The sequence below is a fragment of the Porphyromonas macacae DSM 20710 = JCM 13914 genome, assembly GCF_000379945.1.
GTDB lineage: Bacteria > Bacteroidota > Bacteroidia > Bacteroidales > Porphyromonadaceae > Porphyromonas > Porphyromonas macacae.
Window position 1 is genome coordinate 15,917 of sequence record NZ_KB904134.1, and the last position, 12,820, is coordinate 28,736.

Annotated in this window: 12 protein-coding genes and 3 tRNA genes; 4 read left to right on the forward strand and 11 right to left on the reverse strand. The window is 43.2% G+C overall.

Annotated elements, in window-relative coordinates:
• Positions 1–1,353 carry a sigma-54-dependent transcriptional regulator gene (locus A3GI_RS0105445; RefSeq protein WP_018360462.1) on the reverse strand — a complete coding sequence of 451 codons (1,353 nt, stop codon included), beginning with the start codon at positions 1,351–1,353 and terminating at the stop codon, positions 1–3.
• Between the two features lie 121 nt (positions 1,354–1,474).
• On the opposite strand from A3GI_RS0105445, the gene A3GI_RS0105450 reads away from it, so the two are divergent.
• Positions 1,475–1,948 carry a PaaI family thioesterase gene (locus A3GI_RS0105450; RefSeq protein WP_018360463.1) on the forward strand — a complete coding sequence of 158 codons (474 nt, stop codon included), beginning with the start codon at positions 1,475–1,477 and terminating at the stop codon, positions 1,946–1,948.
• A gap of 146 nt (positions 1,949–2,094) precedes the next feature.
• Here A3GI_RS0105450 and A3GI_RS0105455 read toward each other — a convergent pair whose 3' ends face one another.
• The 3 genes from A3GI_RS0105455 to A3GI_RS0105465 form a co-directional block, all read right to left on the reverse strand.
• Positions 2,095–2,547, reverse strand: coding sequence for a copper resistance protein NlpE (locus tag A3GI_RS0105455; protein WP_018360464.1), 453 nt, complete (start codon positions 2,545–2,547; stop codon positions 2,095–2,097).
• Positions 2,548–2,834: 287 nt separating this feature from the next.
• A tRNA-Lys gene (locus A3GI_RS0105460) sits at positions 2,835–2,907 on the reverse strand.
• Positions 2,908–3,082: 175 nt separating this feature from the next.
• Positions 3,083–3,637, reverse strand: a complete 555-nt coding sequence (locus A3GI_RS0105465; RefSeq protein WP_018360465.1) for an isochorismatase family protein — start codon at positions 3,635–3,637, stop codon at positions 3,083–3,085.
• Positions 3,638–3,773: 136 nt separating this feature from the next.
• Here A3GI_RS0105465 and A3GI_RS0105470 point away from each other — a divergent pair, with 136 nt between their 5' ends.
• From A3GI_RS0105470 to menA, 3 genes are all read left to right on the forward strand, one after another.
• Positions 3,774–4,511, forward strand: coding sequence for a cell division ATP-binding protein FtsE (locus A3GI_RS0105470; RefSeq protein WP_018360466.1), 738 nt, complete (start codon positions 3,774–3,776; stop codon positions 4,509–4,511).
• A gap of 77 nt (positions 4,512–4,588) precedes the next feature.
• Positions 4,589–5,923 carry an aspartate kinase gene (locus A3GI_RS0105475; RefSeq protein ID WP_025079653.1) on the forward strand — a complete coding sequence of 445 codons (1,335 nt, stop codon included), beginning with the start codon at positions 4,589–4,591 and terminating at the stop codon, positions 5,921–5,923.
• A gap of 16 nt (positions 5,924–5,939) precedes the next feature.
• Positions 5,940–6,836, forward strand: a complete 897-nt coding sequence (gene menA / locus A3GI_RS0105480) for a 1,4-dihydroxy-2-naphthoate octaprenyltransferase (protein ID WP_238320032.1) — start codon at positions 5,940–5,942, stop codon at positions 6,834–6,836.
• Between the two features lie 155 nt (positions 6,837–6,991).
• Here the strand turns inward: menA and gcvP are convergent, their stop codons facing one another.
• The 7 genes from gcvP to A3GI_RS11420 form a co-directional block, all read right to left on the reverse strand.
• On the reverse strand, positions 6,992–9,871 hold the full coding sequence (gene gcvP, locus A3GI_RS0105485) for an aminomethyl-transferring glycine dehydrogenase (RefSeq protein WP_018360469.1): 2,880 nt from the start codon (positions 9,869–9,871) through the stop codon (positions 6,992–6,994).
• Positions 9,872–9,880: 9 nt separating this feature from the next.
• Positions 9,881–10,531, reverse strand: coding sequence for an MBL fold metallo-hydrolase (locus A3GI_RS0105490; protein ID WP_018360470.1), 651 nt, complete (start codon positions 10,529–10,531; stop codon positions 9,881–9,883).
• A gap of 2 nt (positions 10,532–10,533) precedes the next feature.
• A complete protein-coding gene (rsmG, locus tag A3GI_RS0105495; protein WP_018360471.1) occupies positions 10,534–11,154 on the reverse strand; it encodes a 16S rRNA (guanine(527)-N(7))-methyltransferase RsmG in 621 nt (206 codons plus the stop codon).
• A gap of 7 nt (positions 11,155–11,161) precedes the next feature.
• The gene (locus A3GI_RS0105500) at positions 11,162–11,884 is read right to left on the reverse strand and encodes an RsiV family protein (RefSeq protein WP_162151391.1); all 723 of its coding nucleotides are present in this window, start codon (positions 11,882–11,884) and stop codon (positions 11,162–11,164) included.
• Between the two features lie 249 nt (positions 11,885–12,133).
• A tRNA-Pro gene (locus A3GI_RS0105505) sits at positions 12,134–12,209 on the reverse strand.
• A 43-nt stretch (positions 12,210–12,252) separates the two neighbouring features.
• A tRNA-Ile gene (locus A3GI_RS0105510) sits at positions 12,253–12,326 on the reverse strand.
• Positions 12,327–12,593: 267 nt separating this feature from the next.
• Positions 12,594–12,820: transposase (locus A3GI_RS11420; protein ID WP_018360473.1), on the reverse strand; the 227-nt coding region annotated here is incomplete at its 5' end.

Sequence of the window (12,820 nt, forward strand, 5' to 3'; positions counted from 1 at the left end):
TTAGAGCCCATGTTTTTTCAGTTTGCTGTACAGTGTGGGGCGTGAGATACCGAGTTCATTTGCCACCTGAGACATATTGCCTTCATGTCTTCTCATTGCCGATTCGATCATTCGCCGCTCCATATCTTCCAATGAGCCTGAAAGATTTTCTTCTCTAACCGGTATCTCCTTCTGCGGCTCAAGCATTAAATCTTCCGGTTCGATAAGAGCTCCGGAACTCAGAATAACGGCCTTTTCTATACAGTGCTGCAATTCTCTCACGTTGCCCGGCCATGAGTAGTTTTCTAAAGTTCTAATAGCCTCCGTATCGAAAGAAAGATCAGACCGGTTGTATCGCTGCGAATACTTCTTGAGGAAAAACTCCGCCATCGGTGCAATGTCGTCCGCTCGCTCCCGAAGGGGCGGCATCTCTATTTGTATCGTGTTTATCCGGTAATACAAATCTTCGCGAAACTCCCCTCTGCGAATTGCTTCATACATATTGGCATTGGTAGCGCAGATAAGTCTGATGTCGATAGGAATGGGAGTATTGCTGCCGACACGCATAATCGTTCGACTTTGCAGGGCAGAGAGCAATTTGGCCTGCATCGGCATGGACAGGTTGGCAATTTCATCCAAAAAAAGCGTGCTGTTTTGTGCTTCTTCAAATTTCCCTTTCCGGTCGGTTCGGGCATCTGTAAAGGCTCCTTTGACATGGCCGAAAAGTTCGCTCTCAAACAGTGTTTCACTGATTGAACCCATATCTACCGTAACCATTTTTTCTTTGTTTCGGCCTGAGAGATTGTGTATATATCGTGCGAGAATTTCTTTACCCGTTCCGTTTTCACCCGTAATCAAAACATTGGCTTCCGAAGGCGCCACCTTGTTGGCAATAGCTTTCGTTTGCGTAATGGCATTGCTTTCACCCCAGAAAATTTCTTGGGCGGTATCCGGGTTTTCTTTATTATTTATCCGTTTATTGCTTTTCGCCGTATTCAGTGTAATAGCCGATCTCAGTACATTCAACAGCTTCCTGTTATCCCATGGCTTTACGATGAAATCGGTAGCCCCTCGTTTCAGTGCTTCTACGGCGAGGTCGATATCGGCATAAGCCGTAAAAAGTACCACGGGCAAAGCCGGAGTATGCTCTTTGATGCGTCCGAGCCAAAAAAGGCCTTCATTACCGTCATTGATGCCCTGCCTGAAATTCATATCCAGTAAGATTATATCCGGAGAAAAAGAATCTATGGTGGAAAGCAGGTTGGCAGGAGAAGGAAGCAGCTCCACTTGCTCATATTCCATAGACAGGAGCAGTTTCAGTGCCGTGCGTATGGATTGATTGTCATCGACAACAATGATTTTACCTTTCTTCATGACTGTAAATATTCTATTCCGAAGATACTAATCTTATCTGAATTTGTAATTCCCGGAAGGTGAGGCATCTTGATGTTCTGAACTATCTATGTATATTTGAAATCTGCAAAAGTAAAATATCATGAAAGAGGGTCAATTAAGTTTTCAGGAGTATTACAGCAAGGCAAACAGCCATTGCTTCGGTTGTGGTTATTCCAATCACGATGGATTACATATCAAAAGTTACTGGTCGGATGAAGAAAGGCAAATCGCAAAGGCTTGCTTTGTTCCCGATGGAAAATATACCGGCGGTTATCCGGGATTCGTGTATGGAGGGCTGATTGCTGCCGTGCTCGACTGTCACGGCAATGGTACGGCTTACGCCGCAGGGTGTAAATTTTTCAAAGTGCCCTTACAGAGCACTGACCCTTTCAGGTACGTTACCGCTTCGCTGAATATCGATTTTTTACGCCCCACCCCCATGGGATGCGAACTCGAATTACTCGCTGAAGTCGTAGAGGTTACTCCGAAAAAAGTGGTAATGAATCTGAATGTGATTGCCAATGGTATGGAAACGGTTAAATGTCGTATGGTTTCTGTATTGCTCAGGAAATAAAGTTTCAGAAATTTAACCGGCATCTGTTACTTTATCTATCCGTTACTGTTAACTTGAAAATCTATATGACAAATAAAAACGAAAACGGGAGCTTAAAATTTAAGCTCCTGTTTTCGCATAAGTATATCAACGATAATAAAAATCGTTTATTTTCTTTTCAGGATATAATGAGCTGCCAATTCTCCTTCATTGAGAGTTCCCTTGTCATCACATAATGCTATGGAAGAATTGTCGAGAATTTTATAATATGTTTTCTCTCCGGATGAAGGAGTAACCAACTCTATGACATTCTCGTTAATAATGTTATAAACTCCGTTTGTTTCAAAAACATTGTTATCCTTTTTGCCGAGGTACTCGCTGATTAGAGTATAAGTGGTGTCTTCGTTTATTGTCAGGGTAGTCTTGATACCTTCACAATCTGCACAGGGAAGAGTTCCTTCATAGATTCCGAGGTAACCGGGCTTTGCAGTTTCAACGGCTGTTTCTGTTTTTATTTCTGTTTCTTGTTGTGTGTCAGCCGTGTTTTGCTTTTTGCTGTTTGTACAATTAGTGAAACAAACTACGATGGCTCCCGCCAAGAATAATTTTAACAATTTCATTTCTTTTTTGTTTTTTAATGTTAATGTTTTTACAAAAAACTTTCGCTGTTTTGTTTACTTAACTCTCTCTCCGAAATCTCTGTGAAACATTGATTCTTTTCATTTCTTTTAATGTTTCATCAATCTCCAGAAAGAGTTCTTGCAGTCAAAAGTAACTATATTTTTTCATTTCTTACCATACTTGGAAAGGCTGTCTAACGAAATTGCAGGTATTTAACAGGTATTTAAGGAGGTATTTGCCAAAGATTAAAAACAAAAAAGGGATGTCAAAAACACCCCTTTTTCTGTGAACCGCCTGGGGCTCGAACCCAGGACCCCATCCTTAAAAGGGATGTGCTCTACCTGCTGAGCTAGCGATTCGCCTTAAAGCAATCTCTTTCTTGATTGCGGTGCAAAGATAAGTGTTTTATCTTAATCTGCAAGTCTTCTTAAAGATTTTTTGAGATTTCTTTTTTACAACATACAATTTCATAGAAGCCAACTCCTAATTTTCAAGAAACTTTACCGTGGTTTCTTATCTTATTTCTATGCTTATTCAATGAGGAGGATTGATGTATGCAATAGCTTCATTTAAGAGGAAGAGCCTGTCACTCAACCCGTGTCTGGCCAGATCCTCGACAGATGCTTTAACACAAAAATCACCGGCTATTCCTCCGACCATAATCCTATCGGCTTCACTCAGTACTTCAGGCACGGAACTCTCGAAAGCGCTGTAAGCATCTTTTTCCGAAGAAGTTGCTTTTTCGATGAAAAGAACACTCTTTACTTTATCTTGGACTTTCATAAGCATCGAAAAAAGCGGAGGATATATGGATGCTCCCGGAGAATAACGTATGCAGTGAGGAGGCCACATACCTCCGAACGGCTTGAAGCTGCAATGATCCATGGGATGCTGATCCATAGTGATTACGATGTGTTCTATATCCGGGATGTGCTGTTCTATATAAGTTGTAAGCCAGTCCATGGCTCTCATTCCGTCGGCAACAGCCAGACTGCCGGAAATAAAGTCGATTTGCGGGTCTATTATCAGTAATACCATAATCTCGAATATATAATCTATTGTTCGATTCGTTACAATCACCATGTTCATCCGGTCCTTTTTGGGTTGTAACAACTTGATGAAACAGGAGTTGCGTTAAGAATTTGTACATTTGTGTTGGTGAAAATAATGTTTTTATCTTAAAGGTGCATTTTCACCTTATGAAAAATTAAACCAGATCGTGTGAATGGCAGAAAAGAATGTTGTTCTTCGTTTTGAAGACGTCAGTGTTTCTCATTATGAGAATAAGATTTTTGAACATCTTGATTTGACCGTCAGGGCCGGAGACTTTATTTATATCGTGGGCCCCGTAGGTTCCGGTAAAAGCACTCTACTAAAGTCTGTTTATGCCGAAACTCCTATTGAAAAGCAAGGCGCTGCCAATGTTTTAGGTTTTGATCTTCTTAAGCTGAAACGCAGTTCTTTACCTCGTTTACGTCGTCAGTTGGGCATCGTATTTCAGGATTTCAGGCTTTTGGAAAATAAAACAGCCATAGAAAACCTTGATTTTGTATTGCGTGCCACCGGTGTTAAGAATAAACAAATACGCAAGGAACGTATAACCGGAGTTTTGCAGGAAGTGGGTATGGAACTTAAGGGATATAAGTATCCGCATGAATTATCGGGTGGAGAGCAGCAGCGCATAGCCATCGCACGTGCCCTGCTCAGTGAGCCGAAGTTGATTTTGGCAGACGAACCGACCGGCAATTTGGATGTGGAAACAGGTCTCGGTATTACACGTATTCTTCAAAAGATAGCTTCCAAAGGTAAAACCGCCGTACTCATGGCTACCCACAACGAACGCATCATCAGAGAGTTGCCGGCTGCCGAATTATATATCGGGGCAAACAAACCCGAACTGTCGGTTGCTTCGGCATCTCAAGAGAGAGAAGACGGAGTTTCAATTGAAACAAACAACATTTAGCCCTCTTTCTTTGAGTTTATAAATAAAACAATAGAGAAAAGCAAACTCTGTTAAACATATTAAAGGTATATCAGAAATTGAAAATAATGAAGTTTGGCGGCACTTCAGTCGCCTCTGCCGAACGGATTAATCATGTTGCCAAGTTGATTACTGCAACATCCGAACCTAAAGTTATCGTTTTGTCTGCAATGGCGGGCACCACCAACCAGTTGGTGGATATTGCTGCCGAATTAGTGCAAAGAGATAGCATTGTGGCAAAAGATTTGATCGAAGAGCTGAAGGAAAAATATTTGATGGAGACCAAAAAACTTTTTCCTAAAGCCGAGAGTTTCCACGCTGTTTGGAAGAAATTGGATCAAACATTCTTTTTTCTCGAAGATATGTGCAAGGTTTCCAACTTTACCCTGTTCGACGAAAAGAGAGTACTGGCGCAAGGCGAGTTGATGAGTGTGGCCATGATGCTGCAACATTTGGAGGATTTGGGGCACAAAGCCTGCTGGTTGCCGGCCCTCGATTATATGCGTACGGATAAAAAGGCCGAACCTGACGAAATATATATCGAATTGCACTTGCGCAGACTTATGCAACGCTCCCCACAGGATGTGCAGCTTTTTGTTACCGAAGGATATATCTGTAAAAATGCATACGGAGATATAGACAATCTGCAACGGGGAGGCAGCGACTACACCGCTTCCCTGATAGGGGCGGCTTTGAAAGCCGAGGAAATACAGATATGGACCGATATCGACGGCATGCACAACAATGATCCCCGCGTAGTAGAGGAAACAGTACCTGTTCGCCGTCTGCACTTCGAGGAAGCTGCCGAACTTGCTTATTTTGGTGCTAAAATCCTGCATCCGACCTGTATTCAACCGGCCAAGAAAAACAATATCCCCGTAAGACTCTTGAATACTATGGAGCCGGATAAACCCGGCACTCTGATTTCCAATGATACGGATAAAGACCAGATCAAAGCTGTGGCAGCAAAAGACGGTTTGACCATGATAAAGGTGAAAAGCAGTCACATGCTCGTTTCCTGGGTTTTTATGCGCAGGCTGCTGCAGGTATTCGAACACTACCAGATTTCCATCGACATGATCACCAGCAGTGAAGTCGGCGTATCGGTTTGCGTGGAGATATGGGACGAGCTGCCCGAACTTTTGGCCGATTTGCGCAAATTGGGCGAAGTCAGTGTCGAAGAACACATGACCATTATCTGCGTTGTGGGTGATATGGAGTGGGAGAATGTGGGTTTTGAAACTCAGGTATTGGAAGCATTGCGAGATATTCCGGTGCGCATGATTTCATACGGAGCAAGCGATTATAACCTCTCCGTGCTGGTTCGTCAGAGTGATAAGCGCAATGCTCTTATTTCACTGAGCAACCACCTTTTTGCCTCTTCCAAACAATAACACTCTTTTTAGTATTGTGATAAAGAAAAAACTACAGGTGCAATGGAGGTTGATGCGGGTACACACACTGCCGGCCTCTGTTGCCCCTGTTTTATTGACATTGGTGTATTCTTTTTTGTTTTATCCCCGTTTCAGCATCCTCAATGCCGTGCTGTGTGCTGCGGTTGCCCTCTCGGCACAAATATGCAGCAACTATGCCAATGATCTGATAGACTATAAAAAGGGATATGACACCTCCGAAAGAAAAGGATTTGAACGTCCTCTATCGAACGGTTCTGTTTCTGTGGCGGAGGTAAAATACGGCTTGTACTTTTGGCTGACTGCCATGTTGCTTTCCGGTTTATGGTTAGTCTTTAATACTCATTGGACTCTTCTTTTTGTGGGGCTCGCGGTAGCTTTGGGCGTATTCGCCTATTCGGGCGGCCCGTTTCCTCTCTCTTCCAATGGTCTGGGGGATGTAGCTGTTCTGATCTTCTATGGTCTCGTGCCCATGCTCTTTACTTTTTATGCAGTAACAGAGGTGTTGCCAGACGGTACACTCTGGAAGATGGCTTTTGCCATGGGCTTTGCCAGTGTCAATATTTTGGTTGTCAATAATTATCGCGATTACGAAGAAGATATCAAAACAGGCAAAAGAACGGTGATTGTCAAATTTGGAAAGGATTTTGCCCCGAAACTGTATATGATGTGCGGCATGCTCTCCGTTATTCTTTTCTATCCACTGTTCAATATGCCTTCGTTGCTGCTGGTTATGCTATATGTAACGTTGTTTTTTCTTCCCGTGTATAAAGATTTGGTTCGCTATGAGGGGCGTGCATTGAATCGTGTACTGGCCATGACGGGACGTAATGTTTTGATTCTATCTCTTGTCGGCATAGCCATGCTTCTTATTAAATACCGGCATTGGTATTGAAAGATCTTCAAGTGTCATTTTGGAAAAACAAGAGCTGACTCCAAGACATGGAATCAGCCCTTAATTTTTACCTTGTTGTCGCCAAACATAACAACAGAAGCAGGTATTTTATCGGATACCAATTGAAAGCAGAAAGAAAATCTGCTTTCATCGTATTAGTTCTCAGAAGGTGTTATCGTGCAGCAGGTATAAGTAGGTACAAGATTTCTATCGCCGTAACCATTATCCACACGTGCCACATTAATCCAGAATTTATTATCGTTCAGGAATTCCATGGGGAAAGCAGCCTTGCTGCGCGGATAACTGTGACTCCATTCATCGGCAGCCACCTCATACTGCGGGTGAGGTGCATTCTTCAATACATTATCCTCTTTGTCTGCCTTCCCTTCTTTCACTTCCTGAATTTCATCCCAAATCTTAAGCATCACATCACAGAAACGATCCAACTCTTCTTTGCTTTCGCTTTCCGTCGGTTCGATCATCAGAGTGCCATGAACAGGGAAACTGAGAGTGGGAGCATGATATCCGTAGTCCATAAGCCGTTTGGAAATATCATTTTCATCGATACCTGACCGGTCCTTGAGATAACGACAATCCAAAATCAACTCATGACCTACCCGGCCGGTTGCTCCGGTATAAACAATACCATAAGTGTCCTTGAACTTAGACATCATATAATTGGCATTGAGAATAGCAATTTTAGTGGCTTGCATAAGTCCCTCAGCTCCCAGTAAACGAATATATGCATAGCTCACAACATCCACACCGGCACTTCCGTATGGAGAGGCTGCCACCACATTATGATCGTCGGGCAATTCTCCCTCCCAATTCCTGTGAGTAGGCATATACGGAGCCAATTCTTCGGTGGCGCAGATAGGACCGGAACCGGGGCCTCCTCCACCATGGGGAATAGCAAATGTTTTATGCAGGTTAAGGTGACAAACATCAGCACCGATAAAGCCCGGATTGGTCAATCCGACCTGAGCATTCATATTGGCGCCATCCATGTATACGAGCCCGCCGCACTCGTGTATACGCTTGCAGAGATCCAGAATATTAGTCTCAAAGATACCATGTGTGCTGGGGTAAGTGATCATCATGGCAGCAATTTGATTCTTATACTCCTCGGTCTTGGACATAAAGTCATTGATGTCTACATTACCGTTTTCATCGCTCTTTACAATAACCGGCTCATATCCGCACTGTGCAGCACTTGCAGGGTTTGTTCCGTGTGCAGAAGCAGGAAGAATAACTTTGGTGCGTTCAGAATTACCCCTGGCATCATGGTAAGCACGAATTGTTCTCAAACCGGCATATTCTCCCGCTGCACCCGAATTGGGCTGCAAAGAAACAGCAGGCAGACCGGTAATTACACCCAAATATTTCATCAGGTTCTCCAGCATTTCCATCGTTCCCTCTACCTGATCTTTCGGTGCATAAGGGTGTATATTACAGAATGCCGGATTGCTGAGAGGAATAACCTCCGATGCAGCATTCAGTTTCATGGTACAACTGCCCAGAGAAATCATGGAATGTGTCAATGAAATATCCTTGCGCTCCAAACGCTTCATGTAACGCATCATCTCCGTTTCCGTATGATATCTATTGAATACATCATTGGTCAGGAAGCCGGATTTGCGCAGGAATTGTTTATCTACACCCACAACCGTTTCATCGATACCGCCATTAAAAGTGCTTTCCTTACCCAAAGCCGAAGCAAAAATATACAGAATGACACCAATGTCGCCAGACAGAGTCGTTTCGTCGATACTCATCATCACATTGCCGCAAGGCGTGTAATAGAAATTTACACGGCAATCTTCGGCAATCTGGCGGATATCTGCTTGAGAAACTCCTTCAGGAAGTTCGACAAACAGTGTATCGAAGAAATTGGCATATCGGATCTTCAAGCCTAACTTCTTCAACTCTTCGGCTGCAACTGAAGCAAGGGAATGTATGCGACGAGCTATTTGTTTCAGCCCCTCCGGACCGTGATAAGCTGCATAGAAGCCACTCATCGTAGCAAGAAGAGCTTGCGCCGTACAGATATTCGAAGTAGCGCGCTCGCGCTTAATATGCTGCTCACGCGTTTGCAGAGCCAGACGATAAGCAGGACGTCCGTTGCGATCTTTGGATAAACCGATAATACGTCCGGGTATCGTACGCTTGTACTCCATGCGACAACTCATATAGCCGGCTGAAGGTCCGCCGAAATACATGGGAGTACCGAAACGTTGTGCCGTACCGAATACCACATCGGCTCCCCATTCACCCGGAGGCGTAAGCATAACCAGGCTCATCAAATCGGCAGCAACAGCCACTTTGACATCGGCTTCGTGCGCTTTTGACACAAGAGCGGAATAGTCGATCACCTCACCCCGGGCATTGGGATATTGGAGAATTACGCCGAATACATCTTCTGCAAACTCAAAGTTCGTATAATCGTCCACCACAACTTCTATACCCTGTGGCAAAGCACGCGTACGTATAACGTCAATGGTCGAATCGAATATATTTTTATCTACCAGAACTTTGTTTGCTCCGGCTTTTGCCTTGGGACGGGAACGTTCGTTTTGTAAGAGCAACACAGCTTCGGCGCCGGCCGTAGCTTCGTCCAGCAGAGAACAGTTGCTCAACGGAAGGCCGGTAAGATCTGAAATAACAGTCTGGAAATTAAAAAGAGCTTCCAGACGGCCTTGAGAGACCTCGGCCTGATAAGGGGTATAAGAGGTATACCATACGGGGTTTTCAAGAATATTTCGTTGAACTACGGGAGGAACCACAGTGTCGTACCAACCCCGTCCGATATAAGAGGTAAAGACTTCATTTTTAGAAGCCAGATCTGCTATATGTTCTCCCAACTCTCGTTCCGTCATGGGAGCCGGCAGGTCCAATAATGATTTCAACCGGATATTTCCGGGAATAGTTTTCTCTATCAGTTCATCCAAAGATTGAACCTGAATGGCTTCGAGCATCGAAGGAATGTCTTTCTCGCCAATACCTATGTGGCGAAAAGCGAAGTTGTTTGTATCCATTGAATATTATTAGATTAAGTAAGGGTTAAATTGTTTTTCATATTGTATGGTGGTTTCCGGTCCATGCCCGCTATAAACAATCGTATTGTCCGGGAGAGTAAAGAGTTGGTTGCGTATACTCTCCAACAGAGTATCCAGATTTCCACCCCACAGGTCAGCCCGCCCGATATCCTGCCTGAACAATACATCCCCGGAAAATACGATGCCTGCTTCACTACAGTAAAAAGCCACATGGCCGGGAGAATGTCCGGGTACATATCTCACTTGAAATTTCAGTTTACCGAAGCTGATTTCATCCTGATCTTCCACATAATGCAACCGGTCTGTCGATATATCGGAAAATCGGTCTGAAATACCGAACATCGCCAATTGACGCGAAGGCAAAGGCATTAACTCCACTTCATAACGATGTGCATAAGCCTGGATCTGAGGCCATTGTTGCAATACATAGGCAGCCCCCCAGGTATGGTCGAAATGCAAATGAGTATTCAACAAAGCATGCGGACACAAATGATTATCTTCAATAAAGGTTTTTAACAGTTTTTGTTCGTGATCGTCCATACAGCCGCAATCGATGATAACGGCATCTTTTTCATCATTATAAACCACATAGGTATTCTCAGCTACACTGTTAAAAACAAACTTCTTTACTCGTATCATAACTATAGGGGCAGATAAATCACTTTTTTCGTTTTAAAGAATTCTTCTTCAAAAACCGGATACAAATCCTCTACAATCACACTCTTTCTAAATGTTCTGATTTCCGCTTGCACATCACCGCCTTTCAGACAGACAAGACCATTGGGCAAAGCATTTTTACTCTCTTTGGCTATAAGATGTTTTACGAACTTTACCAGATCCGGCAAATTGGTTACTGCACGGCTGACCACAAACTCATATTTGGATTTTATTTCCTCTCCTCTGGCATGGACGGTTTCCACATTGGTCAAACCAAGTTCCGACGCCACTTCCCCTGCCACTCTTACCTTCTTACCCGTACTGTCTACCAGAGTAAACCGGCATCCCGGAAAAAGGATGGCCAAAGGAATACCCGGGAAACCGCCTCCCGTACCAAAATCAAGAATTGAAGTCCCGGGCTTGAAGTTGATCATACGGGTAATGCCCAATGAATGCAAAACGTGATGACACTCCAACTCATCGATATCCTTGCGACTGATTACATTGATGCGACTGTTCCAAAGCGTATACAAATCCTGAAGCTGCGCAAAGCGTTGCTTTTGCAAATCATCCAAGTTGGGGAAATATTTTTCTATCAGAGTCATAATGCAGCTATCGAAAATAGAAATGGGCAGGAGAGTCAGGAGATAATATGGGCGACAAAGTCGCATAATCTATCCGTATAAAAATAGCTCCAAGAGCATAAGTGGCTATCTCGTATTCATTAAAACAATAAAGAATGCCCTTGTCGTCCAACATAAAATTCCCGTTCGAAGAAATTTCTTCGGTATTAAAAAAACCTTCAGGTTCCAAATCCTCCGGATTCTCTTTCCCGTACTTTTCCTGTAAAGCCGTTACCAGTAATTTGGATAGCGATTCTTGATAACCATTGACAAATAAGTCCCTTTCGTTCAGTGTCTTTCCCGTATGCCGGTCTATTGTAAACAAGGTTATTTCATTGGATGGGTGTATCCCTCCCTCATACAGGATCTTATCTATCCGGCCCGATACGAACATCGTATCCTGATAAGCGATTTCATTACACAAATGAAACGTTTTGGCTAACAAGTCCTCAGGTAAATGAACGGCCTCCGTAGAATCTGCATTATTCCGGTAATAAGACTCTAAAAAAGCCACATAATTGTTCAAAGCCGTTCCGGCGTTGCCAACAACACCTTTGGCTCCGAACATTTTCTCATTGAAAGTATTCAGTATTTCCTCATCATTATTGGGGAATATGTACTCCACTGTCACTTTCATTTGAGGAGCATCAGGATGGGTATAAACATCTATATTATTATAGGTGTATAATGTATCAAAAGAGAGTAATCTCATTTTATGGTCGTTTTTGGCGTTTTTACATCCGAAAAATGACATAAAAAAGACTACCAGCAGTAAGGCATAACCTTGAAATCCAATGTTCTTCATTTGCCTGTATTATAACTTGCTAATATAATTCTGTCAGTTCTACAAATATACAACGAACGAATGAGATAAAAGTTTACTCAACAATCATTAACCCCGAGAAACAAACACAATCAAATAAAAAAACCGATAGTAAAGAACTATCGGCTTTAATTGATTTGGTCGGGATGAGAAGACTCGAACTTCCGACCTCCACGTCCCGAACGTGGCGCGCTACCAACTGTGCTACATCCCGCCTTTATAAATACCATTCTATTCGAATTGTATTTATCTGTTTGTGGTCCCACTTGGGCTTGAACCAAGGACTCCCTGATTATGAGTCAGGTGCTCTAACCAACTGAGCTATAGGACCATTGCTTTCTTCTCCGAAGATATTAAAATGACTTTCGGTTGGGAAGCGGTGCAAAATTACACTTTTAACTTAAATTGAGCAAACACTTTTAATAGAAATACTCGAAAATTCTCTGCATGATGGTTAAAAATTCTTCAGGCAAAGAAAAAAAATCCAAGTTAACTTGGATAAAAATCCGTCAGGCAAAGAATAGAAATCGATCAGCAACTAGGGGCTGTGTCAAAATGAATTTTGGCGCAGCTCCTTTTAGTTTTGGTTTGGGGTTGGTTAAGCCACCGGTTTTAGCCTTTGAGGGATATTTTTGTGTTTTTCGAGGAGGTGGAAGCGCATGAGGCCGAGATTGAGGGTTGATATAGGTCTTTTGGGAGTGTTTTTCGCCTTTCGAGCAACCTTAGCACATAGTTTCTTCAGATTAAAGGCCATAGCTAGAAAGGCGAAGTCCATCTTGACCTGCTCTAAGCCCATATGTCTGAAACGCCGATACCCCATGTTGG

Excerpts from the sequence above, each read along its gene's own strand:
- A3GI_RS0105445 (WP_018360462.1), bottom strand. The coding sequence starts at position 1,353 with ATGAAGAAAGGTAAAATCATTGTTGTCGATGACAATCAATCCATACGC.
- A3GI_RS0105470 (WP_018360466.1), top strand. The coding sequence starts at position 3,774 with ATGGCAGAAAAGAATGTTGTTCTTCGTTTTGAAGACGTCAGTGTTTCT.
- rsmG (WP_018360471.1), bottom strand. The coding sequence starts at position 11,154 with ATGACTCTGATAGAAAAATATTTCCCCAACTTGGATGATTTGCAAAAG.
- A3GI_RS0105465 (WP_018360465.1), bottom strand. The coding sequence starts at position 3,637 with ATGAACATGGTGATTGTAACGAATCGAACAATAGATTATATATTCGAG.
- A3GI_RS0105490 (WP_018360470.1), bottom strand. The coding sequence starts at position 10,531 with ATGATACGAGTAAAGAAGTTTGTTTTTAACAGTGTAGCTGAGAATACC.
- A3GI_RS0105500 (WP_162151391.1), bottom strand. The coding sequence starts at position 11,884 with ATGAGATTACTCTCTTTTGATACATTATACACCTATAATAATATAGAT.
- A3GI_RS0105450 (WP_018360463.1), top strand. The coding sequence starts at position 1,475 with ATGAAAGAGGGTCAATTAAGTTTTCAGGAGTATTACAGCAAGGCAAAC.
- A3GI_RS0105455 (WP_018360464.1), bottom strand. The coding sequence starts at position 2,547 with ATGAAATTGTTAAAATTATTCTTGGCGGGAGCCATCGTAGTTTGTTTC.
- gcvP (WP_018360469.1), bottom strand. The coding sequence starts at position 9,871 with ATGGATACAAACAACTTCGCTTTTCGCCACATAGGTATTGGCGAGAAA.